Source organism: Paenibacillus wulumuqiensis (assembly GCF_000971965.1).
In the GTDB taxonomy this organism is placed as follows: Bacteria; Bacillota; Bacilli; order Paenibacillales; family Paenibacillaceae; genus Saccharibacillus; species Saccharibacillus wulumuqiensis.
Window position 1 is genome coordinate 68,794 of sequence record NZ_LAQP01000013.1, and the last position, 26,802, is coordinate 95,595.

Consider the following 26,802-nt stretch of genomic DNA (forward strand, 5'->3'; position numbering starts at 1 on the left):
TATTTATTACAAAAACCCTGACGATCAAGCGGCCAGGGTTTTTTGTAATAAACCATATGAATTTATAAATGAGATTTATACCACGTGATTAACTTGCACAGTTCCCGTCTCCAGCATAACCGGGGCCGGGAAGTATCCGATATTGGCTGCATAGCCCAGCATGGCCGAGATGAACTGGTAATCAGGTGCGGCACAGTGAATGCCTGCCTTTTCCAGAATCGCTGCAGTTACGGGATTGGCGAGACGGTAAGGGGAATCCTTGGCACCGTCGCCTTCGAGTTGTGCCATAGCGAGCTGCATGGCTTCAGCAGGCTTGATTGTTGTCGGATCGAGCAGCCAGGCTGCATATTCTTCCGGACGCACAGTATCTACAATATAACCTGCTTCGTTAATCAATGCAATCAGCTCACCATAAGGAAGCTGTTGCGGATTACAGATATGGAATATCCGTCCAGCGGTGTCTTCTTGTAATGCCAGGTGAACTACCGCTTTGCCAGCATAGTCGATTGGGGTAAAGTCCATCCATTGATCGACAGCCGGTGCTTTGCCAAGCAAAAGCATCGCTTTGATCATGCGGTACATGGCATTGCTATCAATATTGCGCTGGAAGCTGCCGCTGATGGAATGGCTGGACAGATTGCCCGCCCGGTAAATATTAACCGGAATCCCGCGCTCACCGGCTGCAATAACCAGTTTTTCAGCTTCAAGCTTGCTGTTAGTGTATACGTTGGTCGCCTGCAGATCTTCTGCCAGATAGCCCTGTTCGATCACCTGATCCCATTTGCCTTCGAGAGACAGATCTTCCGGAATACCCATCGTGGAAATATGATGGAAACGTACGCCCGGACGCTTGGCTGCAATATCCAGCAGTTCCGCGGTAGACAGGATATTGGATTTTTTGAACTGCTCGGCATCACCGAAATGTCGTACATCCGCTGCACTGTGAATAATGGCATCAGTATTCTCGGTCAGCATCCGGTAATCGGCATCACTCAGACCAAGACGTCCCGCTTCGAGATCGCCTTCGACTACGGTTACCCGTTCCTCGAATCCATTCAGAATACTGCGTCCAAAGTAAAGTTCCATCGTGGATTTGAGACGATCCATGCTGCTGGCATTACCTGATTTGCGTACAAGGGCATAGACATGAGCATCACTTTGCTGCAGCAGTTCAAACAGCAGATAAGAGCCGAGGTAGCCGGTTGCACCGGTAATCAGCACATTGGCAGCAGCACGAAGTGAAGGGAGAGCAGAGCCTTTAACCTTCTCGGGATATTCAACCAGATCGGTCAGTTCTCTGGTCGGAATGGACTCTGCTTTCGCTGGTTCCACTTGCTGCTGGGTTGCACAGACGGCAAGACCTTCAATGGTCTTGTGCTCAAAGAAGTCGGCAATTTTCAGGCCGGGGTAATGCGGCTTGAGCAGTACCAGTACATGGATAACGTGCAGGGAATCGCCACCGATCGAGAAGAAGTCATCATGAATGCCAATCTCCTGCTTGTTCAGTACCTGTGCCCAGGCATCAGCGATTCGCTGCTGGGTTTCATTTTGCGGAGCCACATAGCCTGCAGGTTGTTCCTGTACTTCCGTATTCGGATAGGCGATCAGCTTTTTACGTTCGGCTTTGCCGGTTGGAGAAATCGGCATTTCATCCAGCTGGCAGATAAAGCGCGGTACAAAATACGAAGGCAGGCGGTCGGCCAGGAACTGTTTGATTGCTGCAGGTGACAGCAGCGTGCCATCCTGGGTAGTAAAGTAAGCGACCAGCATGTTCTGGTTGGAGCTATCTTTTTTGGCAACAACGACAGCATCCTGAATACCTTCGTATTTGTTGAGGTTATCCTCGATCTCTCCAATCTCGATGCGGTGTCCACGGATCTTGATCTGTGAATCGCTGCGACCTACATATTCAATCGTTCCGTCGGACAGCAGCTTCGCCAGATCACCCGAGCGGTACAGCAGTTCATTTTCGCGTTCAGGATGAGGCAGGAAAGCGGCAGCCGTCTTTTCCGGTTGATTCAGATAACCTCTGGCAATACCGATGGTGGAAATATACATCTCACCCGGTACACCTACAGGCGCCAGCTGCTGGTGCTCGTTCATGATATAAATCTGATAATTATGAATCGGACGTCCGATTGGTACGTTGACTACATCTTCAGGCAGCAGTTCGCTGACTTTGTGCATGGTCGCGCAGACCGTACACTCGGTAGGTCCATAGGCATTCACAACCTGAACCGGAGCGCCAAAGTTCTGCTGGAAAGCCCGAACCCGTTCTCCGTATAATGCTTCTCCAGCTACTGCAAGCAGACGGAGACTGGACAGCTTGCAATATCCTTCTTCGGACAGATAAGCAGACAGCTGATTGAAAAAGACCGTCGGCAGTGCCGTGATGATCGTCGATTGTGTACGCTCTACAGCGGTGGCAAATTCTTCGATGGATACACGCTCATCCGCATCCAGCATATACATATGCGCACCATGGAACAGCGGAGCGATCGTATCCCAAACCGATCCGTCAAAGCTGTAGCTGGCGAACTGGGCCATAACGTCTTCCGGTGTAATGGCAAACTGCTCTTTGAGTATTTGTCCCAGGTTCACTACGCCGCGATGTGCGATCAGTGTGCCTTTGGGTTTGCCGGTGGAGCCGGAAGTATAGATGACATAAGCCAGATCATCGGGCAGTACATCGACATTCGGATTGTAAAGTGTTTCGGGAGCTGCTACAGAATTCACATATTCAATGCTGATAATACCACGCATGGCAGCAATACCGGCAGTCAGTTCATGGACTTTGTTGTAGTGGTCATGCTGGGTTACGACAAAGGCAGAACGTGTATCCTGAATAATATAATGGTTGCGATCATCCGGATGGGATGGATCAACAGGAACATATACACCGCCGGCTTTCATAATGCCGAGCAGACTGATAACACTGTACAGGCTGCGATCGAGGAACATGGTAACAAATTCCCCTTTTTGCAGTCCCTGGTTGAGCAGCAGATGAGCTATCTGATTGGCCTTTTCATTCAACTGGCGGTAGGTATAGGTGGTATCCCGGAAGCTGATGGCCAGATGATCAGGGTACTGATGTGCTGCCTGTTCAAAGGAACCGTGATAGGTCTGGGATTCCTCATAAGGAGCATCGGTATTATTCAATGCGGCATACAGTACTTCATCTTCGGCACTGAGTATATTCACTGCACCTACCGGCTGCTGTGGCTGGGCAATCAGGCCTTCAAGCAAGCGTACATAATAGGCGGAGAAGCGGGCGATCGTCGCTGGTTTGAACAGCGAATCATTATATTCGATAACAACAGTCAGTGAGGAAGGACGTTCTTCAATCGCCCAGTTAATGAGCTGTCCCGGTTGAGCCGGAATCGTCAAGCCGAAGCTGAACACTGTCTCACTCTGTACCGGAGCGGGTGATTTCTCACCAGCAAGCTGATCATACACCTGCTCGACCATCAGCTCGAAGCCTGGCGACTCTTCAAAGGAAACCGTTACAGGAAGAGTACCGCTGGCAGAAGCAAATAAAGCGGAAGTTTCCTGCTCTGCAGACATACGATGAATCCAGCCGAGATAGCCAGTTAGCAAAACCGCTTCTTTTTTGAGGGGATCGGTCAGCTGGTGAATGTAATCGGCAATAGGCTGGCCCAGATCAAAACGGTGGATCGCAAACGTGTCTTTCTGCCACTGTCTGGAGTTGTCCAGTGGAATCTGTAGAGCTGGCAGCTGGGTCGAGGTAGTTAGTAGATTCGCAATTTCCGGTTGGGACATGATAATCTCTCCTTGGTTTAAACAAATCTGTGCAATGAGAAAGCACAGTTATTATGATGAAATAATAGGAATGGAATATGGACAGGGTGATACAGATATATTATTTATATAGCCATTAGGCCGTGAAAAGAAATGCCTTCCATCAAAATCATGGAGGGCATTCTTTTCAGGCTATGGTGGATTCAGCAATAATTAATCGACTTTGCGTACGTGGAAGTGGGAAATCAGTTCCTGCAGCTGCTCTGCCATCGTGGACAGCTGGTTGGCTGCATCGGATGTGGATACGACGGTGGCTTTTTGACTTTCCACATGTTCGGATACTTTGGCACTGTTGGCCGCTGCTGCAGCTGCTGTGGATTTCAGGTTTTCCGTTGTAGCGGTCATTTCTTCCGTACCGGCCGATATTTGCTGGGTAGCACTGGAAATGTCCTGAATCTGTTCGGTTACTTTCTTGGTAGCATCGTGGATATCGGCAAATAGTTTGCCAGTTTGGTTAGCAATAGACATGCCTTGTTCCACTTCAAGCGTACCTTTTTTCATGGACGTTACGGCATTTTGAATCTCGGTCTGAATCTCGGCGATCAGGGAGCTGATCTGGTTGGCAGATTCAGCAGACTGTTCAGCCAATTTGCGTACTTCACCGGCAACAACGGCAAAGCCTTTACCATGTTCACCAACACGGGCAGCTTCGATCGATGCGTTCAGAGCGAGCAGGTTGGTCTGGCCGGAGATTCCGGTAATGATACCAAGGATATTGCCGATTTCCTGGGAACGGCTTTCCAGCAGCTCAACCGCTTTGGCTGTCTCGTGTACGGATTCGGAGATCAGGGTCATCTGGTTGGTGACTTCGGTAACCACTTCATTACCTTTGGCAGACTTCTGTTCCATTGCATACGCTTCATCCGATACATTGGAAGAGTTGCGAGCAATGGTATGAATAACAGTGGATACTTCAGTCATGGACTTGGCTGTATCTTCGGTAGCGGATTCCTGATATTTCATGCCGTCGGCAATTTCCTGAATATTGGAAATCAGGGTCAGGGAGCGGCTGCTGTGATCGGATGCGCTATCCATCAGCATCTTCGCGGATTCGGTAACCTGCTTGGAAGCGGATTGAACATTGACAATTACACCGTTCATCTTGGCAACCATTTCGTTGAACTTATGATTGATAACGCCAAGATCGTCTTCGCCGGTCTTGATATGAATATCGAGATTACCCTTGCTGACCTCTTCAATACCACGAATCAGTTCGCGAATTGGAGCGAGTGTTCTGCGTACGATGAAGAATTGTACCAGGAAGATCAGGATCAGGAAGATAACCATAATGGTAATACCACGTACTAACAGCTGATGAAGACCTTCAGGTACTGCACTTGCATCGGCATCGACGCCAAAGTAGGCAAAGATTTCACCATTGGCGTTTTTAATTGGATACAGGATAGTTGTCCAGAGACCAAAGTCATCGGAGTAGAAGCTTGTAAAGGTGGTCTGGCCGGTCGCCATCATTTCCTTGACGCCATCAACGATAGTTTCTGGTTGCTCATACAGATCACCAATGTTCATTTTGCCTTCTTTGAGGGCTTCCATCAGCTTGGTTGGTACGGCTACGAGAGAAGTCTGGTTGCCATTGGCAAGCTCGGTGCCAAATACATAGGCTTGAGCAATATTAGGATTGTATTTATTCACGTTGTCGAGATAGGCACGAAGCTCGCTCTGTGTAGCACCTTCGTAACTTTTTTCAGTCATGGCTTGCTGTACCTGCTGGGATGTAATTCCCTGTGCGAATGTATCGGTTACTGCCTGAATCTGCCCATGCAGCTGATCGATCAGAATCGTCTTCTGCGTAAAGTAACTGCTGACCAGCAAAATAACACCAATAAGTAAAATGTTAATTGCCGAGATTAATAAGTTTTTCGTGAAAAAGGACAATCTGCCTATTTTCTTCAATGCTCTTCACTCCTGTTTAAGGTAATAAAATCAAATATAACAAGGTCTCCTGTAAAAGAAACTCCGTAACCATGGTGTGCGACGATGCAGATCCAATACCAGCTAAGTCAGTTAGGTATTTTGAACCATTGATATTCAAACAATGATTTACCTGAATGTCTTGATTTCCAAGAATAGGACGGACATGTAGGTGACGTGCACAAGATAATATGTCGGAAATTGTTGCTAATTATGTTATAGCATATAGTAAAATTATTTTTACGGAAGTGAGTAGTTCTAATGACATGGTCTTTTTAGCCTATTAGGATATAACCGATTTACCAAAATTGCAATAGGTGCAATCAAAAAGATTAATAAAAACTGCTTCAAATTGATTTTGTAATTCTGATTTACTTGGGATAAAATGTATCGTAGAACAAATCAAGCGTGGTATTTGCCCTGGGGCTGGTCCAGCACCCATTCCAGCATCGTGGTCATGTCATTGATTCTTGCCAGTTGTTCATTCAGAGAAGTGTAAGCCACAGCTTCCGGCGTTAAGGTGGAGAGTCGAGCTTGCAGATTTCTTTTTTGCGTGTTCAATTCGCCTAGCTTGGATTTAATCTGGTCTTCGGTTCGCATATGAGTGGCTCCTTTGAGTTGTGAATCGGCAGGATTGGACAGTGTATATTCACCAGTCCCTAGTATAGTTCAAATGATCCATGAAATCCATGGATGAGCTGACTACATTTGCAGATAAATGCATGATAATCACGAACAAGGACTATTATACAAATTTGAGTGATGGAGTGAAACGTTAACATGAATATCAAGCAGCTGGCTGCAGAAAAAGCAGTCGATTGGGTAGAAGACGGTATGATGGTTGGACTGGGTACCGGTTCAACAGCAGTGTACGCCATTCGCAAACTTGGAGAACGCGTACAGCAGGGCTTACATATCAAGGCGGTAGCCACATCGGTCGAATCGGAAAAGCTGGCAAAAGAGATGTCGATTCCCATTATTCCTTTTGCTGAAGTGGGACAGATTGATCTGACAATTGACGGCGCCGACGAAGTAGACCCGGATTTAAATCTAATCAAAGGCGGCGGTGGAGCACTGCTGCGTGAGAAGATTGTCGCTGCACGCAGCCGCCAGGTGATGATTGTGGCCGGAGATAACAAAGTGGTAAAACGTCTGGGTGCATTCCCCCTGCCGGTTGAAGTCGTTACTTTTGCCCATGAATGGACGATCGAGAAGCTGGCAAGTATGGGCTGCACACCGGTGCTGCGCAAAACGGAATCCGGAGAAGTGTTTATCACGGATAACGGCAACTACACAGTCGACTGTCATTTCAAGGAAATCCTGAACCCGGCACGTATGCATCGTCAGCTGAACGATATTCCCGGTGTTGTCGACAACGGGCTGTTCATCGGTATGGCTACGACAGCCGTTATCGCTTATAACAGCGGTACGATTGAAATTCTGCGTGCAGGCAAGTAAATAAAGCAGCCGGATCTACAAATTGTATATCGGATGTATTCAGCTGATTTATAATGAAAAGTAACCTATATGGCAAAAACAATATTTCAAATTTGAAAGTATCTTCCGGTACACCTGCTTTGAAGCAGGTTGTACAGGGAGATATTTTTGTATAAAGGTAAGATATCTTAAAGTGAAAATTTATAGTTGACAAAGATCATGTTTTACACTATCTTTAAATTAAGATTTACTAATTAATAATTTCCGGTGAAAACAAAGGAGAGAATCAAATATGTCCAAAGTATTATTTGTCAAAGCAAACAACCGCCCTGCCGATCAGGCAGTGAGTGTTCAACTGTACGAAGCCTTCCTGAACAGCTACAAAGCAGCTCATCCTCAGGATGAAGTGGAAGAACTGGATCTGTTCGCAGAGAACCCACCTTATTATGACGCATTCGTACTGGGTGCCAACTTCAAGGCTGCCCAGGGTATGGAAGTTAGTGCTGAAGAGCAGGCTGCTGTAGACCGTATCAACCGTTACATGAACCAATTCCTGGCAGCCGAGAAAATCGTTATTGCTTTCCCGCTGTGGAACTTCACTGTTCCGGCTGTACTGCACACATACTTTGACTACCTTTCCCAAGCGGGCAAAACATTCAAATACACTCCGGAAGGTCCTGTAGGACTGGCTGGCGGCAAAAAAGTAATGCTGCTGCACGCAAGTGGTGGCGTTTATTCGGAAGGTCCTGGCGCAGACATCGAACTGGCTGTCAGATATGTACGCACACTGCTCGGATTCTGGGGCATTACCGATGTTGAGAAGTTCATTATCGAAGGTCACAACGCATTCCCTGACCGTTCCCAGCAGATCGTTGCTGAAGGTCTGGAAAAAGCGGCTGAAACTGCAAAAGGTTTCTAATATACGATTGAATAACATTTAGGCAATAAGCAAGTGATATGTTAAAATAGGTAGCGTCTGTACAGTTGGTTCATATTCTTTATTTCATTAATAAAGAAGAACTCTTGCAGGCGCTCTTATATACTCAAGGGGAAGGTGCAGGACAGCCTGACCGTCTTTAGCAGAGAGGAGGAAGTATAATGGAAGCCGAAATGAACAGCAGCAATATGGAAAATGAAGATATGGAGGAGAAAGAAGCCCTTCATTTATTGATAGTATTATCCCGTACGTATCAATCTATTATGACTCATATTCACCGTGATATTCAGAGCTATGGACTGAATCCTACCGAATTTGGGGTACTGGATTTCCTGTATCATAGCGAGACATCCCAGCCACTGCAAAAGATCGGGGAGAAGGTACTGATCTCCAGTGGTAATATTACGTATGTAGTGGATAAGCTGGAAAAGAAAAATATGCTGTGCCGCAGAGCCTGCGAGGAAGATCGCCGCGTTATTTTCGCGGAACTGACCCAGCAGGGCAAGGATTTCTTTGAAAGCATTTTTGCCGGACACAAAAAAGTGATTCAGAATGCCATGGCTGGATTGAACCACGAAGAGAAACTTCAGGTGATTCCACTGCTCAAGAAATTGGGCTTTGCAGCTGCTGGTAAAACAGTCTGATCGGTAGAATTCTACCGATTGGGCTTTTTTATTGCATTGATCGTTGTTCATTTATCCATTAGACAGGAATCGCTTGTTATCTTATTCTTCTTTAATGAAAGAAGAGGTATTCAGTAATGATTGCATACTATAAGAAAGTATGGGGATATGAACAGACCCTGTATGCGGATTCGGTACCAGTGATCAGGAAGATCGATGCTAATCCAAAATGGTGTACAGTACGCTAACACAGGGTCAACATGTCCTGTGTTTTTTTTGCTGCGCTAAAAATTGCTCCTTAAACCCTTGAGTGACGCGTATTTTCGCCGGTTTACATAAGACAGACAGTTAGCGGTCGGGAGGGAATTGGTTGTATAGGAACTTGCTTAATTCGGCAATGTATGGGAAAATTTCACTAAAGACGGATAAATGGTGGTCAACGGAGTTGTAAGCAGTTAACTTGACGGGCTCATTTATATGGTATAAGCTCGTAATTCGCTTGGGGGGAAATGACTTCGTGTATATTGTGCAGTCGGTCGTCCATGTACCGGAACACAAGGCTGAAGAGCTGGTGGAGATTTATCGTAACCGCAGCAGGTCCGTGGACCGACAGCCAGGTTTCATATCGTTTCAACTTCTTCAGAGTGAGATTACACCGGGTGAACTGACCGTTCACATGACCTGGGACAGCAAGGAAAGTTATATTGCCTGGGTACAGAGCTCCGACTTCAAACGTATACATGAACTGGAAAGCAAGTATCCGGATCAGGAATTAACAGATATTAAGCCTACTGTTAGACGTTATCTGGTACGTGCGGAGTAGTCCTCTTAACGGGTTGGTGCAGGAGGTGTCCGCAAATGGCCCTACAGGAAAAAGGAACAGCAGGAGAACAATTAATTATAGAAGCAGATCGGCTCGCTGAACAGGTTACCCATATGCAGTACCTGAAGCAGCCGGATCTGTACCAACGTTTTGGAGCCAAGGGTAGAGAGCGGACAAAACAGGATTCCTTGTACAGCTTAAGTTATTTAGCCGAAAGCGTACTGATGAAGAGCCCTGCTTTGTTCATGAACTATATCTCTTGGCTCAAATTGCTTTTAAGCGGTTACCGTGTGACCGAGGAGGATCTGATCGTTAATCTGATTGCGATCAAAAAGGTGCTGCTGGATCATTTCGAACACAATGACAAATCCGAAGTTATGAATTATCTGGAGATGGGAATCGACCATGTCCGAACCGAAGAGCTTCAAACCTCTTATATCACTGTCGATTCACCACTGGGTACGGAGGCAGGAGAATATCTGGAGTATCTGCTGCAGGCAGATCGCAAACAAGCCTATACGCTCATTCTTACTCTTCTCGATCAGGAAACTTCCATAAAAGATATCTATATTCATATATTCCAGAAGGTACAGTACGAGATTGGACGGTTATGGCAGATCAGCCGGATCAATGTTGCTCAGGAGCATTATTGCACGGCAGCTACCCAGAGTATTATCTCCCGTCTGTATCCGTACTGGCTGCAGGCCGAAGGGACGGGCAGATCCCGTCGCCTCGTATCCGCTTGTGTCGGCAATGAACAACACGAAATTGGCATTCGCATGCTGACCGATTTTTTTGAAATGGACGGATGGGATACGTATTATCTGGGTGCCAATGTGCCGGATCACAGTCTGATTCAATCGATTGTCGATTATGAAGCGGATATGGTAGCCATCTCGGTAACGATGACATTTCATGTTCATCTGGCTCATGAGCTGATTGAGAAGATTCGGGCTTCCGAGAAGACGCGGCATGTGAAGATTATCGTCGGAGGGCTGCCTTTTAACATAGATCAGGGTCTCTGGAAACTGGTGGGAGCTGACGGTTATGCTCCGGATGCGAATGCAGCGATTCAATTGGCTGACACTCTGATACCTGCAGTACAACTCGGATAATCGGATCAGCCGGATTATAGGGAAGGGAAGATGAATACAATGTCCAATGCAGAGCATGAAGTCATGGTTTTGCGAAAAACGGTTGAAGATCTTTCCCACCAGATTATCAATAGCAAACACCAGGAAGAACGAATTTTGTCTGAATTCTCGTCCATGAACAGTGAACTGGTTAATCTGCAGCGTCTGCTGGCCAAAAGCAATGCAGAGCTAAAAGCAGCCAGGGAAGAAGCAGTACACGCCAATCATGCCAGAGCACGCTTTCTGGCGATTATGACCCATGAAATACGTACACCGATGAATGGTGTTATTGGTATGGCCGAGATTCTGCTCTCCTCCGATCTGTCCGAGGAACAGAAACGTTCGGTGATGCTGATTCAGGAATCGGCAGAACTGCTGCTGGGTATGATTAATAATATGCTGGACCTCTCCAAGATGGAAGCCGGCAAAATGCAGCTGCAGAAAGATAAGGTAAATATGCGCCTGCTGCTGGATCATATTATTCGTCTGATTGAGCCCAAGGTAAGGGAGAATGAGAATACCATTTCTGCCTTTATTGATTACCGGGTAGAGAGTGACCTGATTGGAGATAGCGGACGAATTCGTCAGATTCTCCTTAATCTGCTCAGTAATGCGAATAAATTTACCAAAAACGGCAAAATTGAGATCAGTATACAGTTAAAAGAAAATAGTGCAAATTCACAATTCCTCCACATCGAAGTGTCTGATACAGGCATCGGTATTGCGCCGGATCATCAAAAGAACCTATTCCAGCCTTATGCACAAGCAGAACGGCCGGAGCAGCAGGATGTGGAAGGAACCGGGCTGGGACTCTCCATCTGTAAATCGCTGGTAGAGTTAATGGAAGGGACAATCGATTTGAAAAGTGATAAAGGCAAAGGTTCTACGTTCTGGTTTGATATTCCGCTCAAGAAAAATATCAAAGAAGCCGAACCGCTGGTTCAGACAAGACAGGCAATCACAGAGCAGTCGGGCAGTCAGGAAAATTCTTCGATGCCTTCTCTGGCCATTAGTCAGATCGAGAAACCGATTCTGATCGTGGAAGATAACCCGATCAACAGCCAGGTGATCCAGCTTCAACTGAAAAAGATGGGAATTACAGATGTGCATACGGCAAGCAATGGGCAGGAAGCCGTATCCATTTATCTCAGTCATAATTATCTGATGGTGTTCATGGACAATCGGATGCCGGTTATGGACGGATTCCAGGCGACCCGCAGAATTCGTGAGCTGGAGGCGGCAGAGATGCGTGTAGCCGTGCCTATTATTGCTCTGACAGCCAATACGAGTCAGGAAGATCGTCAGCGCTGTCTGGATGTAGGTATGGATGACATCTTGACCAAGCCGGTGAATCTGGATAGCCTGACCAAAATCATGCACAAATGGCTGCCCGTGACGGTCACCGAGAAAATTCTGGACATGAGTGTGATTCAGGAAATTATGGAACTGAATGAAGCAGGAGATCCGGAAGTACTGCGCACCCTGATCGATATGTATCAGAGCGAAACACCGGGCAAACTGGAGCGTCTTCGCAAGCTTGCTGTTAACGGGGATGCCGAGGCGCTGGCAGATGCCGCCCATGAACTGAAATCCGGCAGTCTCAGTATCGGTATCAATCATCTGTCCCAGCTCTTATCCGAGATAGAGAAAAGAGCACGTCAGAAAGCAATGCAGGAAATGTCCCATATGGTTGAAGCACTGTTCCCCGCCTACGAAAAGGCGCGGCAGGAACTGGAACAGCTGGTTAACTAGCATGCTGGTCCTGTTATTATAAAGTAGAGTCTGTTATGCCCTATGCATACAGGCTCTTTTTTGCCTGCAGTCAGATGGATATCGCGTAGTCCAGAGAGAGGGTGCTAACACAGTGCAAAGACTTCAGGTGAACGAATGGTAAATCCAAACGTAATGTAGGCAAATCTCCCGGTGTGGGTAATGGTACTTAAGTGAATGAAGCGGGCAGCGCTGCCGGAGATGGAGCGCAGACAGCCCGTCTGCATCTTGGGATTCAATTACAGGGACAGGGAGTACTGTCCGGAAACGGGAGTGATATAGATGTGCGCATCTTTTGATACAGCGAGAGAATCGGAAGCTAAATATCATCAGCAATTTTACAAAGAAAATGAACTGTTCGAATCAGGCAGCTGGATATCCCAGCCTACACCACTGGTTATGGAACTGCTGGAGCGTCTGCTCAAATATACGCCGACTCCTCATGTGCTTGATCTGGCCTGTGGCGTAGGCCGACACGCCATCCCGGTAGCTCAGCAGCTTAAGCAGGGCGGCAGTGTAACCGGTGTAGATCTGCTGGAGGATGCGATTGAGCAGCTGCAGCAGTATGCCGACAAGTATAAGGTACAGGATCGGATCAAGGCGGTTACGCATGATGTGGAGTCTTATTCAATCGAGCCGGACAGCTGCGACTATATTATCGCGACAGGCTGTCTGGAGCATCTGTCTTCCGAAGAATCATTCCGGCGTGTACTGGGACATATGCAGGAAGGTACACGTATGGGCGGAATTCACTTTATTTCGATGACTTCGTCTGTGCAGCAGGTAGAGCAGGAGACGGAGCAGGTGGAAGAAGGCAATATTGAACTCAATCTGAGTACAGAGCGTCTGCTGGAAATTCTGGATGAGAGCTATGCCGGCTGGAATGTACTGGCCCGCAAAGCGGTCGCCCAGGCGATTGAAGAGAACAAGGACGACAAGGATATCGAGCTGCGCGGCAACTGGGTTACGTATGCGGTCTGCAAGGAACCGCAAGAATCTCATCCGGATGTGTTGCAGCAGGTAGAGCCGGAGGAGTAAGATAGTAAGGATGTGGATATGAGCAAACAGGAGGAACCATTGTGCTGGAATTAATTAATAACCGTCTGGATGAACCCGAACTGCGTGAACTGCTGTCCTATGCCGTTTTCCCGGATGAGGATGTGCTGAACGCTGTGATTGAACAATATCGTACAGAGCCTGAGCTGCGACTGTATGGCTATCTGGAAGATGGGGCATGGATTGGAGTTATTGGCTGTGCTCAGGATCAGGAGATGCCGGATGCGCTGCGTGTGCGGCATATGGCGATTGCTCCTAATGAGCGGGGACTTGGCTATGGACGCGGAATTATACTGAAGCTGCTGGCTATGGAAAAGCCGGCAATGCTGATGGCGGACGCGGATGCCGAGGGAGCCGAATTCTACCGGAATATCGGTTTCTCGGTGATTGGTACGGGAGAAAATGCTTTTGGCGCAGCTGATGCTTCCGAGCAGTTCGTCTGCATTTTCCATGCGGAGGAAGAAGAGTCAGAGGAGTAAGGGGTAAATAACAGGCAGCAAGCAGGTATGGCTACAGAGAGACTTTAGAGCTGCTTTGGCTGTATAACGAGAATGTACGATAGTAAAAGCAAAGCCTTTTGTTATGACAGTCTGTTTTCTTTGAGAGAAACAGAATGGTCAGGCAAAAGGCTTTTTTTGTTGGCTCGATAAGTTGGTACAATATATCTCCTTAAAGTTAAAACAGGAATTTGACGAAGGAGCTTATAGGTAAGAACAGCTCACCTTATAATTTATCCATATAGTACGCTTGCTGACTTGTATGTTATAATACATGACAATATTCAAGTTTGTAAGCCGGAGAAATGAAATTTCAGGAAGATTTATAAGTCAAACAAGCATCTTATGTCAAGTGAATGGGAGGTATTCGTATGCAATTGACTGTTCAGGAAGCGTTGGCGGTGTACCCGCTCTCGGAAGCGCGACTGGTTGCGGGTGCCAGCGGAACATCACGGCTGATGAAGTCGGTGAACGTGATGGATGCACCGGATATCGCCGATTGGGTAAAAAGTGGGGAGATGCTGTTCACTACTGCTTTTCTAATGAAAGATAACCAGGAAGAAGCAATCAAGCTGATGCGCAAATTGAATGAACGCGGATGTGCAGGCATGGGCGTCAAACTCGGCCGGTTCTGGGACGTCATTCCCCAGATGATTATCGAGGAAGCGGATCGACTGCAATTTCCACTGCTGGAACTTCCGTTTGAATTTACTTTTTCGGATCAGATGAATGCACTGTTCCAGGTAGAACATGAGCGCAGCACCAAGCTGCTGCAGTCGGTTTTGTCCAAGCAAAAGCAGCTGATGCAATTTGCCCTCAACCAGAATTCCCAAACCAATGTATTTGCCGTGCTGGAGACTATTTTGCAGTATCCGGTAGCGATTATCGGTTCGCGTGGACATGTGCTGTACAACAGCGGGGAAGGCCGGGAGGATGGATTGCTGCAGGGCTGGCCCTGGAAGATCGCGCTGACACGGGTGAAATGGAATCAGGGCAGCTGCTACCGGGTGCCCATTATGCAGCGGGATGAGCATTATGGATTTTTGCTCGTATTTACCGATACGGCGATGCCACTCAAGGAAGAAGAGGAATTGTTCCAGCAGGCAGCCGAAGTACTGGCATTTCACATGGACACTACATACCGGGAACATATTAATCCGGGCATTCAGGAGAGAATGCGTACACTCGTATCCGAGCATCTGAGCCGCCGTATCTCTCTTACGGATCTGATGCAGGGGGCAGAGCGGCTCGGAGTGAATCTGTTTCCGGGACCGTATCAATGTGTGATGACCACGCTGGAGCCGCAGGCGTTTTCATCGGAGAAAAGGCTGGCGCAGATTCATCAGGAGCTGCAGTATAATCCGTTGATGCAGCTATTTCCGTCCCAGCATTTCCGGGTCGAAGAAGGAATTCTGTCGATCTATGCCTGTCCGTCGGAGCGGGATTATGGAGAGGAGCTGTCTGCTTTTCTGATGAACCGGTTTGAGGATATGGCCGGACTGGCGAGCAGCGGCGGCAGTCCGCGCTTCTGGATCAGCAACATCAAGCTCAAGCCGGATTCTTTTCGTGAAGCCTATCAGGAAGCGACGGAGACACGCAAACTGGCCAAGCGGTTCGGCATGGGGCATATGGCGCTGCAGTTCCATACGGTGGAGTTTGCTTATGTATTCCAGCATGTGCCGGAGCAGATCATGGAGACGTACTGTCACAAAGTGCTGGAGCCGCTGATGATTCGTGACAGCGATCCGAATCAGGTGCTGATGAGTACGCTGGAAGCTTTTGTCGAGAATGACGGTCTAATCAATGAAGCGGCCAAGCAGCTGTATGTACACCGCAATACCGTAACCTACCGAATGGATAAAATCGGCAGCATGCTGCAGATGGACTTTAAGAAAACGAATGATCTGTTGAAGCTTAAAATGGTCTTTACGTTCCGCAAGTTCCTGAAGCACAAGCAGTCCTGAGGCAAGCGTGGTAATTAGTAGGAAGAACGAAACCATCGATTCCATATCAAACATGAAAATGAAAATAGCTTGGGACCAACAGCCTCATCGAGAAGAGCAATCTTCGATTGATGAGGTTTTTTTATGTTAATTGATAGTTGGCGTTAGGCACAGAACACAAAACAGTTATCCAATGTTATTTTATATGACAAATAAAAATTATTTTAGTTGATATGTTCAATAACCTTACGTACAATGATAAAAATATCTCATCATAACGAATAAAATGGGGTGGATACCAGTGATGACAACAGAGCAGCCATGGAACTCATGGACAAAGGACGAGTTTTTGCAGCAGTTTGGTGGATTGTATGAACATTCTTCCTGGGTAGCTGAACAGGCGTGGGAACAGAATCCGTTCTCAAGTTTACAGGGTATGTTAGATAGTATGAACGAAGTGGTTCAGTCATCCAGTCGGGAGAAGCAGCTGGAGCTGCTAAGACAGCATCCGGATCTGGGCAGCCGGATTCAGATGAGTGAACATTCACAGTCCGAACAGGCAGGTGCCGGGCTGACGAATCTGTCGGCCGACCAGTATGAGCGGTTGTCCCGTGAAAATAAGAAGTATACGGATACGTATGGCTTTCCATTCATTCTGGCTGTCAAAGGCAAAACGGCTGATCAGATTGTAGCCGCTCTGGAAGCGCGACTCGGTCAGCCGGAGGACGAGGAGTTTGCTACAGCTCTCCAGCAGGTACAGATTATCGTCGGCCTGCGGCTGCGGGAGTGGGCGAGCCGTCACGGGATAGCGGTATGAGCGGCAAACTGACTACCCATGTACTGGATCTTGGGCAAGGAGGGCCTGCTGTCAGAATGCGAGTCGAGCTGTATGCTGGTGATTTTCATACCCTGCTGGCGGCAGGAACGACCAATGCGGATGGGCGGTTGGACGAACCGCTGCTATCCGGTGAGACAATGCAGCCCGGCATGTATGAGCTGATTTTCCATGCAGGCGATTATCTGGCTGCTCAGACAGGTCAGACAACGCTCACTCTATGGGATCGGATTCCGATCCGTTTTACCATTACCGATGAACAGGCGAATTACCATATACCGCTGCTGCTATCACCGGGTGGCTACAGCACCTACAGAGGCAGTTAGATGATGATTTGAAATGAACATACACAAAGCATTCCGCAGAGGGATACAGCCATACGATGTCGACAGAAGAGGGGGAAGGGTCATGCAGCCGAATATCTGGGATTGCGTTATCAGAGGAGGAATGGTTGTCCTGCCGGATCGGGTGGAGATGTTGGATATTGCCATAAAAGATGGCCGGATTGAAGCCTTGCTGCCGCCTTTGTCAGCAGCAGGGGATGTACCGGTCATGGATGCTGCCGGACTGCATGTACTTCCGGGAGCGGTGGATATTCATGTTCATTTTAACGAACCTGGGCTGGGTACCTGGGAAGGATTCGAGACCGGATCGGCAGCAATGGCGGCAGGCGGGATCACCACCTATGTGGATATGCCGCTCAATGGCGTTCCACCTACTGTCAGACCGGAATATCTGGATCTCAAAAAGCATGCCGCCGAGAATCATTCTTATGTGGATTATGCACTCTGGGGTGGTCTGGTGGAAGGCAATATCGATCAGCTGCAGGCATTGGCAGATGGCGGAGTGGCCGGATTCAAAGCTTTTATGTCAGAGCCGGGAGGAGAAGGCGAGGATATCTTCACCCGGGCGGATGAGCAGACCCTGTTGGAAGGTATGACCGAGATTGCCCGGCTGGGACAGGTGTTAGCATTGCATGCCGAAGATGAACAGCTGGTCTCTGTGCTGGCTGCCGAAGCGCAGGCGAGTGGACGGACAGGCATTATGGATTATGTGCATTCCCGCCCGATCGAAGCGGAAATGCTGGCGGTACAGCAGGCATTGTCCTTGGCACGCCAGAGCGGCTGTGCACTGCATTTTGTACATATCAGCAGCCGGGAGGCGGTCGATATCATCACCGCTGCCAAAGTGGAAGGCATGGATGTCACCGTAGAGACTTGCCCGCACTATCTGGTGCTATCGGAAGAATCCATGCTGGAACAGGGAAGTCTGGTCAAATGCGCTCCCCCTCTCAGAACGAGGCAGCAGCAAAATCAGCTGTGGGAGGCGGTCAGCGCAGGACTGATCGATATTATCGCATCCGATCATTCTCCATGTCCGCCTGTGATGAAGCAGACGGATAACTTTTTTACCGCCTGGGGCGGAATATCCGGAGGTCAGAGCACTCTGCTGCTCATGCTGGAACAAGGGTATCACGAACGTGCTATTGCGCTGTCGCAGCTCATGCAGATGCTGGCTACCCGGCCGGCCGAACGGCTGGGACTGGGGCACTGTAAAGGCAAGATCGCCGCAGGAATGGATGCGGATCTGGTGCTGGTCGATCTGGCAGGCAGCTATGAACTCACCGGGAGTGATCTGCAGGATCGGCATAAGCAGAATCCTTATACAGGGTATTCCTTCTCTTTGCATATTGTGCGTACGCTCGTAAGAGGTTGTACGGTATACGAACATCAGCAGGGCCTGACGGGCAGCCAAGCCGGCCGCTTCGTCGTCCGTCAGACTGGAGGTGTCGTCCATGGCTGAACAGACGATAACGCTACTGGAGCAGTACAGTGCCAAAATGAACCATATACTGGAATGGCTGTCCGGTTATGGCGCAGATGAACAGGGAGGTGTCACCCGGCTGCTGTATACGCCCGAGTGGGTGGCTGCGCAGGATGCGCTGTCTGCTTATATGAAGGAACACGGTCTGGACGCCTTTTATGATCAGGCAGGCAACCTGACCGGCCGACTCGCGGGGACCGATCCCGATTTGCTGCCGGTTGTTACCGGTTCTCATATCGATACCGTGATCTGTGGAGGCAAATACGATGGAGCCTATGGAGTGGTCGCCGGTATACTGGCACTTACGTATCTGCAGGAAATGTACGGTCCGCCGGTACGGACGATTGAAGTGGTGTCCTTTTGCGAGGAGGAAGGCAGCCGCTTTCCGCTGACGTACTGGGGATCGGGCAATATAGCCGGGAACTATAGCATGGACCGGATTCCGGCTGTCTGTGACAGAGACGGAATCACGCTGGAACAGGCGATGAGGAAAGCGGGATTTGGCCCGGATTCACCGCATATCCAGTGTAAGCGCAGCTGGGATACTTATGTGGAGCTTCATATAGAACAGGGATGTGTACTGGAGCGCAGCCATCAGGCGATTGGCATCGTGAACGGTATCGTCGGCCAGCGGCGAATCCGGGTAGCGGTCAAAGGGGAAAGCAATCATGCCGGCACGACTCCGATGGGCTGGCGCCGTGATGCCCTTGCCATTGCGGCAGAGATGATTGTCCGGATTCGCCGCTCCGCCCTGGAAGCCGGTGATCCGCTTGTCGCGACGGTCGGCTCGATCCAGCCTTCCCCGGGTGTATCGAATGTGATTGCTGGAGCGACTTCATTTACACTGGATATTCGTCATCTCGATGTGAAGGCGCTGGATGAATATACGTCCATGCTCCAGCATGATTTAACAGAGATTGCCCGGCAGGAAGGACTCGAAATGGATTGGGAGGAACATCTGAATGTTGATCCAGTGCTAATGCATTCGGAGATTATCGCCGATTTGCAGCAGATCTGTACATCATCCGGGATTGCTCACCGGACCATGCCAAGCGGTGCCGGGCATGATGCCCAGATCATGGGTGCTCGGCGTCCGGCAGCGATGATTTTTGTACCCAGCCGGGAGGGAATTAGCCATAACCCGCTGGAATATACGGCTAATGAAGATTTGATGCAGGGATTCCGCGTACTGACAGAATGGTTATATCAATATGCTTACCGAGGTGACTGCCATGAAACGTTATAAAGATCTTGCACCGCCGCCGCGTACGATTATGACGCCCGGTCCGGTTGAAGTGGACCCGCGTGTACTCCGGGCAATGTCCTATCCGATCCTGGGACAGTTTGATCCCGCCTTTACCGATCTGATGAATGAGACGATGGAAATGCTGCGTGAGCTGTTCGTTACCGGCAATCAATGGTGCTATCCGGTAGACGGCACTTCACGCTCCGGTCTGGAAGCGGTTCTGGTCAGTCTGATTGAACCGGGAGATCGGGTGCTTGTGCCTATTTATGGTCGATTCGGACATCTGCTCACCGAGATTGCCGAACGCTGTGGTGCGGAAGTGATCACGATCGAAGCAGAGTGGGGAACGGTATTTGACCCGGAACAGGTCATTGGCGCGATCCGTCAGTATCGTCCGGCACTGGTAGCGATGGTGCATGGAGAGACGTCGACCGGATGTATGCAGCCGCTGCAGGAGATCGGGCATTACTGCCGGGAAATGGATGTGTTGTTCGTCGTCGATGCCGTCGCTACGATCGGCGGTGTACCGGTATATGCGGATGATTGGAAGATTGATGCGGTTATGGGCGGCACCCAGAAATGCCTGTCGGTTCCGGCGGGGATGGCGCCGCTCACTTACAATGACCGGATAGAGCGCAAGCTGCTGGCCCGTAAAAGCATCGAACGCGGACTGCGCAGCGCATCCGATTTCCAGCCGGCTTCCGTATCGGGCAGAAGTCGCATTGCCAGCAATTATCTTGATCTGGCCCAGCTGCAGGACTACTGGAGCCCGGCCCGGTTAAATCATCATACCGAGGCAACTTCGATGCTGTATGCACTGCGGGAAGGGCTGCGCATTCTACTGGAGGAAGGACTGGAGGCGCGCTTTGCCCGCCACAGGGAGAACGGAGCAGCTATTGTAGCCGGTGTACGGGGAATGGGACTGCAGCTGTTCGGCAATGATGAGGCCCGCCTGCCGGTCGTTACCTGTATCGAGATTCCGGCGGGAATCGATGGCGAGAGTGTCCGCTCCATGCTGCTGGAGGACTTTGGCATCGAGATCGCCAGTTCATTCGGTCCGCTCAAAGGCAGAATCTGGCGGATCGGCAGCATGGGCTACAGCAGCAGCCGCAAAAATGTGCTGCATGTGCTGGGAGCGCTGGAAGCGACTTTGCTGCGGCATGGTCTGAAGCTGCCGGCGGGCGAGGGGGTACAGGCTGCGCTGGATGTCTATGCCGGCAAGGAGGAAGTGACGTGCTGATGAATATCATGCCCCTCTCACGCAAAGGCATGGTCGCTGCGCCTCATTATCTGGCCAGTCAGACCGGTGCCTTTATATTACAATCCGGCGGTAATGCCATCGATGCAGCTGTCGCTGTCAGTGCGGTACTCGGTGTCGTGTATCCGCATATGACCGGGCCGGGCGGAGATGCCTTTTTCCTTATTCATGACGGCCGAACAGGAGAGATCAAAGCCTATAACGGTAGCGGACGCTCTGCAGCAGGAGCTGTACCCCAGTGGTATCTGGGCAAAGGATATACATCCATTCCACAGCGTGGACCACTATCTGCTGTCACCGTACCGGGGATGGTCGATGCCTGGGAAGCGGTCTGGAAAAGATATGGACGTCTGCCCTGGACAGAAGTGATGCAGCCGGCTATTCGTTATGCGAAAGAAGGATTCCCGGCTTCACCGAGTCTGGCCCGCTGGACGGTGCGTGATCTGGAGTGGCTGCAGGCGGACCCTTATCTGTATCGAACTTTTCTGCGGCAAGGACGGCCATTGGAAGAAGGAGATTGGGTCGTGCAGCCGGAGCTGGCAGCCGCACTGCAGGGAATCGCCGAGCAGGGAAGCGACTATATGTATGCAGGTATGCTGGGACAGCAGATCGGTCAGGCGGCTGAGCAGGATGGCAGCCTGCTGACTGCCGCAGACTTTGCCGCGCATCGGGGAGAATGGGTAGATCCCATCTCCACTACCTACCGGGGGCATGAAGTGCATCAGCTGCCGCCCAATACGCAGGGATTTTCGTTGTTGATGATGCTCAATATGCTGGAGCAGACCGATCTGTCGGCTGTGGCGCGCTTCTCGCCGGAGTTCTACCATCTGATGACCGAGACGGTCAAGAAGGCTTTTCGCGACCGGGACCGTTATCTGACCGATCCGGGATTCCGCGATATCCCGCTCGAACGGCTGCTCTCCAAGGAATATGCGCAGGAATTATGGCATGAAATGCAGTACCAGCCGCAGGCAGCAGATCATCTGTCCGCTGCGATGGGACAGGATACCGCCTATGCAGCCGTAACGGATGAAGAAGGCAATGCCGTTTCGTTTATTCAGAGTCTGTATTTTGATTTTGGATCAGCGTATGTACCGGGAGGACAAGGTGTCATTTTGCAAAATCGGGGTTCCTTCTTCTCCCTAGACGACCGTCATCCGAATGTATTGGAACCGCGGAAGCGAACTTTCCACACGCTCATGCCTGGTATGGTTACCAAAAACGGCAAACCCTGCCTGCTGCTCGGTACACAGGGCGGCGAAGGACAACCGCAGACCCAGCTGTCCATCCTGACTGGCATCATTGATTACAAGCTAAATATCCAACAGGCTATCGCCCTGCCCCGCTGGCTCTACGGACGTACCTGGGGCACACTCAGCGATACACTGAAGATCGAGAACCGTTCTTACGAAGATATCTATTCCAGACTGGAAGCCTACGGACACACCGTCGAACCCGTCCGCGACTACGATGCCCTGATGGGCGAGGCCCAGGGCATCCATATCAGTGACCAGGGCCTATTCAGCGGATCCGCCGACCCCCGCAGCGACGGCATGGCCATCGGCATATAAGCTATCGCCGGATAAGCAGCGGTACTGGAGTAAGATGATGGTAGCTGAGGCGATAGGGATATTAAAGTAGTGAAGGAAGCGAAAACGGAACAAGGTAAAGAGAATACAAACGGTCTAAGTGTTAGAAGTCCTTCCAGTGTTCTCGGCTCTAATTTCCTTATAATTTATGCATCATTCAAAACCAGTATGTACAGAAAGTGATGGCTCCAGCACGGAACGCAAGAAAGGAAATAAAGGCAATCGACGACCTTTAAGCCTGGAGATCTTCCTTAGGCCTACCTGTTCAAGATCTCCAGGCTTAACCGGAGGAGAGGCCTTTATTCCTTTCTGGAGTGAACCACCAAGATCCATCCCATTCTTTATTTATCTGCCACACATACCATGTAGAAATAGAAGCCACAGTAGAGAATCAGCACAACCAACAATGAACTGCCGCAGACTCTCATCACATCCATATACGTCGCAGCAGCCATACACCAGAGGGGGAAGCGGAAATGGCAAGTATACTGATCAGACAAGCTCAAATCGTAACCATGAACGCAAGCGAAGAAGTGTTTACCGGCGATCTGCTGATTGAAAATAACAAAATCGCCAAAATGGGCATTCATCTCGATGATTATGCCGACCGTGAGATTGACGCGCGCGGCAAGACGCTTCTGCCCGGCTTTATCCAGACGCATATCCATCTGTGCCAGACCATTTTCCGGGGACGGGCGGATGATATGGAGCTGATGGACTGGCTGCGCAAACGGATCTGGCCGCTGGAAGCTGCCCATGATGAAGAATCCATCTTCTATTCGGCGCTGCTGGGCATCGGCGAACTCATTTCCAGCGGGACAACGACGATCTGCGATATGGAGACTGTTCACCATACGGATTCAGCGTTCCAGGCGATGGCACAGAGCGGTCTGCGTGTCATCTCTGGCAAGGTGATGATGGATCACGGAGATGATGTACCCGAGCCGCTGCAGGAAAAGACCGAAGAATCTTTGCAAAAAAGTGTGGATCTGCTGGAAAAATGGAACGGATTCGGTGGAGGGCGCATCCAATATGCATTCTGTCCGCGCTTCGTCGTCTCCTGTACGGAGAAGCTGCTGACCGAAGTGCGTGATCTGTCCGCCCAGTATCATGTGCGCGTTCATACCCATGCTTCGGAGAACCGCGGCGAGATTGCACTCGTCGAGCAGGAGCGGGGCATGCGCAATATTGTCTATCTGGATCATATCGGACTGGCGAATCCGCGCCTCATTCTGGCGCACTGTGTCTGGCTGAGTGAAGAGGAGAAGCAGATTCTGCACAGGCGTGGGGTCAAAGTCACCCATTGTCCAGGCTCCAACATGAAGCTGTCTTCCGGTATTGCAGAGATTCCCGATCTGATGAACCGTCATATTCACGTCGGTATCGGAGCCGATGGAGCGCCGTGCAACAACAATCTCGATATGTTCCAGGAAATGCGCATGACCGCGCTTATCCAGAAAGTGCCGCATGGTCCGACTGTGATGGACGCACGTACCGTACTACGGATGGCGACGATGGGCGGCGCGGAAGTGCTGGGACTGTCCAAAGAAATCGGCAGCCTCGAAGTGGGCAAAAAAGCGGATCTGGTGCTGCTTGATCTGGAAGATTATCATACGTTTCCTTCTCATGATGTGGATGTGTATTCCAGAGTGGTCTACTCAGCTGCACGCAGCAATGTGGATACGGTCATTATTGACGGCCAGATCGTTTTTGAGAACCGTCAGGTGAAGACGATCGACCGCAGTATTGTACTGCGTGAATCCGATCGTTCGATCAAGCGGCTGCTGAGCCGGATTGGCTGATAGCAAAGGAACTTTTACGTTTTAATCTATTTTTTAATGGTGATGGCTTGACTGGAGAGCGGACGAGCAGGCAGTTTTCATAGCGGATTCGATCTGGAAAAGGGGAGCTGAAGACGATGGATATGAAGGATTTATGCGTAATGGCCCGGCGTGAACGTCAGCATCATATTCGTACCGTTCTTGCTACAGTCGTACATGTGCAGGGTCATGCCTACCGCAAGGAAGGCGTCTCCATGCTGCTGACCGAGGATGGACGGCACTATGGAACGATCAGCCCCGGCTGTCTGGAAGAAGACCTGTGCGGACGGGTGGAATCTGCCTGGAACAGCTGCACAGTACAGATGGTGGAATACGATATGCGTCCGGCAGATGATCTGTCATGGGGAGAGAATGTCGGCTGCGGCGGATGTCTCCATATTTTGCTGGAGCCGGTACGCGGTGAACTGGAACATATTTTGGAGACGCTTGATCAGCGGCTTGAGCAGGGAGAGGCAGTCATGCTGAGCCGTTCGTTTGTTGAAAATGGACCGAAGGTAGAGTACAGGCTGTCTTCCACCGCTGCCGAGCCTGGAGATCCAGCACGGTCCGTACCATTAACGGAGGAATCTGCATCTGCCGTTTCCCCTGGGGTCTCCCAGACCCTGTTCCTCGCTCATAATCGCGATCCCGAATATGCCAATACTCCTTCGATGGAGAATAAAAAGTATACGTTCATCCGTACCTACCGCCCCAAGCCGCGTCTGATTCTGATTGGAGCAGGCGATGACAGTCGACTCGTCAGCTCGCTTGCGCAAGCTTCGGGATTTCGGGTAGTTGTTGGAGATTGGCGTGAAGCACTCTGCACCGACGAGCGATTTCCCGGTGCGGTCTGTATTACCGGATTTCCGGCAGAACTGTACACCCGCATCTCTCCGCAGATCGGTGATTACATGCTGCTCATGAGTCATAATTTCCCGCGAGAAAGGGAGTGGATTGAGCTGATCGAGGATTGTCCTTATGCGTATCTCGGCATTATGGGATCATCCGAGCGAACAAGACGGTTGTTTGATCAGCTGCCTGCCTATCCTCATGTGCATTCCCCGGTTGGACTTTCGATTGGAGCGGATGGACCCGATGAGATTGCGATCAGCATTGCAGCCGAATTAATTGCCGTCAAAAGGGATCGTAAGCCGCAACCGAGGGAGGGATCTGCTCATGCATATCGCCGGATTGGTACTGGCAGCAGGTAGAAGCAGCCGGATGGGCAGAGACAAGCTCTCTTTACCGCTCTGTCCACATCCAAATGGTGCAGCTGCAGGGCAGGTTGATTTGCCTAATTATCCACAAGAGAATGATGGCGACCATACAGCCCTTGCTGCCGGAGACCGAGTACAGGAGCATACAGAGCAGGAACAGACAGTAGAAGGTCGACGATCTGCCTCCGACCAGTCAATCAGTGTGGGGGGTAGCGTGCTGAGTGTCATACATTCCGAAGGTCAGCTGTCCCCGGTCGTTATTGTGCATGCCCCTCATTCTTCCGAAGCATGGCAGAGGGAAGTGCAGCAGTGGTGCTGCCGTACGGATGGATGGTTTGCCGCAGAATGTGCCGAAGCAGACAGGGGCATGTCCTATTCCATCCGCTGCGGCATGCAGCAGATTCGGCAGTCAGCCGCCGATGCAGTAATGATCCTGCTGGCCGATCAGCCGCTCATTGATGCGCCAATGCTGGCAGATATGATGAAATCCTGGCAGCACGCCGGGGAGGCACTGGATTATATGGCTGCCTCGGATGGTCAGCAGGCTCAGCCACCTGTCATTCTGGCACGCCGTATCTGGAACAGGCTGGATGAACTAACCGGAGATCAGGGAGCGAGAAAGCTGCTCCGGCAGCCTGATCTACAGGGACAGACTCTGCAGTATGCCGCCTATCATTTCTGGGATACGGATACACCGGAAGCCCTGCAGCATATACGCGACCATATCAAACACTCCTTGAATGCTGGATAATCCGGAGTGTTTTTGTTATTTGTTGAATCATTTATATAGAAGCGGATAGGTCAGTGCCTAAAATAGATTGGAAAATTGGTATGAGAATTATAGGTCAGGACCCTGGCAGGTTCTTTCATTTTATGTACTTCTCATCTGTTTTGATTTCAGTATAATAAAATATTTTACGTAAATTTAGTTTACATATGATGACGATTTTTTAGAATTATTTAATTATAAAAACTAAAATAAGCTTAATATTTAGAATTTTCACAAATATGAGTTAGTTTAGTTGACGCCTATTATTGGTTTAATT

21 protein-coding genes are annotated in these 26,802 nt (G+C 49.8%); 18 read left to right on the plus strand and 3 right to left on the minus strand.

All coding sequences use genetic code 11. The annotated features are described in order from the left end of the window. Positions 1-75: 75 nt before the first annotated feature. The 3 genes from WH45_RS15230 to WH45_RS15240 form a co-directional block, all read right to left on the minus strand. Entirely contained in the window at positions 76-3,780 is a 3,705-nt protein-coding gene (locus tag WH45_RS15230) for a non-ribosomal peptide synthetase family protein (protein ID WP_082096853.1), read from the minus strand. Positions 3,781-3,972: 192 nt separating this feature from the next. Further along, a complete protein-coding gene (locus tag WH45_RS15235; protein ID WP_046215286.1) occupies positions 3,973-5,730 on the minus strand; it encodes a methyl-accepting chemotaxis protein in 1,758 nt (585 codons plus the stop codon). A gap of 420 nt (positions 5,731-6,150) precedes the next feature. Beyond that, positions 6,151-6,348, minus strand: a complete 198-nt coding sequence (locus WH45_RS15240) for a hypothetical protein (RefSeq protein WP_046215287.1) — start codon at positions 6,346-6,348, stop codon at positions 6,151-6,153. Between the two features lie 180 nt (positions 6,349-6,528). Here WH45_RS15240 and rpiA point away from each other — a divergent pair, with 180 nt between their 5' ends. From rpiA to WH45_RS22920, 18 genes are all read left to right on the plus strand, one after another. After that, positions 6,529-7,206 (plus strand): ribose-5-phosphate isomerase RpiA, encoded by a 678-nt coding sequence (gene rpiA / locus WH45_RS15245; protein WP_046215288.1) that lies wholly within the window; start codon positions 6,529-6,531, stop codon positions 7,204-7,206. 271 nt (positions 7,207-7,477) lie between these two features. Further along, the gene (locus tag WH45_RS15250) at positions 7,478-8,104 is read left to right on the plus strand and encodes an FMN-dependent NADH-azoreductase (RefSeq protein ID WP_046215289.1); all 627 of its coding nucleotides are present in this window, start codon (positions 7,478-7,480) and stop codon (positions 8,102-8,104) included. Positions 8,105-8,283: 179 nt separating this feature from the next. Further along, entirely contained in the window at positions 8,284-8,766 is a 483-nt protein-coding gene (locus tag WH45_RS15255) for a MarR family winged helix-turn-helix transcriptional regulator (RefSeq protein ID WP_407668033.1), read from the plus strand. 496 nt (positions 8,767-9,262) lie between these two features. Beyond that, the gene (locus WH45_RS15260; RefSeq protein WP_046215290.1) at positions 9,263-9,568 is read left to right on the plus strand and encodes an antibiotic biosynthesis monooxygenase family protein; all 306 of its coding nucleotides are present in this window, start codon (positions 9,263-9,265) and stop codon (positions 9,566-9,568) included. A 35-nt stretch (positions 9,569-9,603) separates the two neighbouring features. Further along, on the plus strand, positions 9,604-10,683 hold the full coding sequence (locus WH45_RS15265; protein ID WP_046215291.1) for a cobalamin B12-binding domain-containing protein: 1,080 nt from the start codon (positions 9,604-9,606) through the stop codon (positions 10,681-10,683). A gap of 30 nt (positions 10,684-10,713) precedes the next feature. Next, on the plus strand, positions 10,714-12,453 hold the full coding sequence (locus WH45_RS15270; RefSeq protein WP_082096855.1) for an ATP-binding protein: 1,740 nt from the start codon (positions 10,714-10,716) through the stop codon (positions 12,451-12,453). Positions 12,454-12,753: 300 nt separating this feature from the next. After that, complete coding sequence (locus tag WH45_RS15275) at positions 12,754-13,509, plus strand: class I SAM-dependent methyltransferase (RefSeq protein ID WP_046215293.1); 756 nt, start codon at positions 12,754-12,756, stop codon at positions 13,507-13,509. Between the two features lie 41 nt (positions 13,510-13,550). Continuing rightward, entirely contained in the window at positions 13,551-14,006 is a 456-nt protein-coding gene (locus tag WH45_RS15280; protein ID WP_046215294.1) for a GNAT family N-acetyltransferase, read from the plus strand. Positions 14,007-14,395: 389 nt separating this feature from the next. Continuing rightward, positions 14,396-15,988, plus strand: coding sequence for a PucR family transcriptional regulator (locus tag WH45_RS15285; RefSeq protein WP_046215295.1), 1,593 nt, complete (start codon positions 14,396-14,398; stop codon positions 15,986-15,988). Between the two features lie 283 nt (positions 15,989-16,271). After that, the gene (gene uraD / locus WH45_RS15290) at positions 16,272-16,784 is read left to right on the plus strand and encodes a 2-oxo-4-hydroxy-4-carboxy-5-ureidoimidazoline decarboxylase (RefSeq protein WP_046215296.1); all 513 of its coding nucleotides are present in this window, start codon (positions 16,272-16,274) and stop codon (positions 16,782-16,784) included. Next, positions 16,781-17,128: a hydroxyisourate hydrolase gene (gene uraH / locus WH45_RS15295; protein ID WP_046215297.1), complete on the plus strand. Its 348-nt coding sequence runs from the start codon at positions 16,781-16,783 to the stop codon at positions 17,126-17,128. The genes uraD and uraH overlap by 4 nt, the downstream gene beginning before the upstream one ends. Before the next feature lie 82 nt (positions 17,129-17,210). Further along, positions 17,211-18,605, plus strand: a complete 1,395-nt coding sequence (gene allB / locus WH45_RS15300; protein ID WP_046215298.1) for an allantoinase AllB — start codon at positions 17,211-17,213, stop codon at positions 18,603-18,605. After that, complete coding sequence (locus tag WH45_RS15305) at positions 18,598-19,872, plus strand: M20 family metallo-hydrolase (RefSeq protein WP_046215299.1); 1,275 nt, start codon at positions 18,598-18,600, stop codon at positions 19,870-19,872. Before allB ends, WH45_RS15305 begins: the two co-directional genes overlap by 8 nt. Continuing rightward, entirely contained in the window at positions 19,859-21,112 is a 1,254-nt protein-coding gene (locus tag WH45_RS15310) for a pyridoxal-phosphate-dependent aminotransferase family protein (protein ID WP_046215300.1), read from the plus strand. Before WH45_RS15305 ends, WH45_RS15310 begins: the two co-directional genes overlap by 14 nt. Further along, complete coding sequence (ggt, locus tag WH45_RS15315; protein ID WP_200897725.1) at positions 21,112-22,701, plus strand: gamma-glutamyltransferase; 1,590 nt, start codon at positions 21,112-21,114, stop codon at positions 22,699-22,701. Before WH45_RS15310 ends, ggt begins: the two co-directional genes overlap by 1 nt. Positions 22,702-23,195: 494 nt before the next feature. Beyond that, positions 23,196-24,521 carry a 5'-deoxyadenosine deaminase gene (locus tag WH45_RS15320; RefSeq protein ID WP_046215301.1) on the plus strand — a complete coding sequence of 442 codons (1,326 nt, stop codon included), beginning with the start codon at positions 23,196-23,198 and terminating at the stop codon, positions 24,519-24,521. Positions 24,522-24,637: 116 nt separating this feature from the next. Beyond that, the gene (locus tag WH45_RS15325) at positions 24,638-25,750 is read left to right on the plus strand and encodes an XdhC family protein (RefSeq protein ID WP_052723805.1); all 1,113 of its coding nucleotides are present in this window, start codon (positions 24,638-24,640) and stop codon (positions 25,748-25,750) included. Further along, the gene (locus WH45_RS22920) at positions 25,716-26,507 is read left to right on the plus strand and encodes a nucleotidyltransferase family protein (protein ID WP_052723806.1); all 792 of its coding nucleotides are present in this window, start codon (positions 25,716-25,718) and stop codon (positions 26,505-26,507) included. The genes WH45_RS15325 and WH45_RS22920 overlap by 35 nt, the downstream gene beginning before the upstream one ends. Positions 26,508-26,802: the final 295 nt, after the last annotated feature.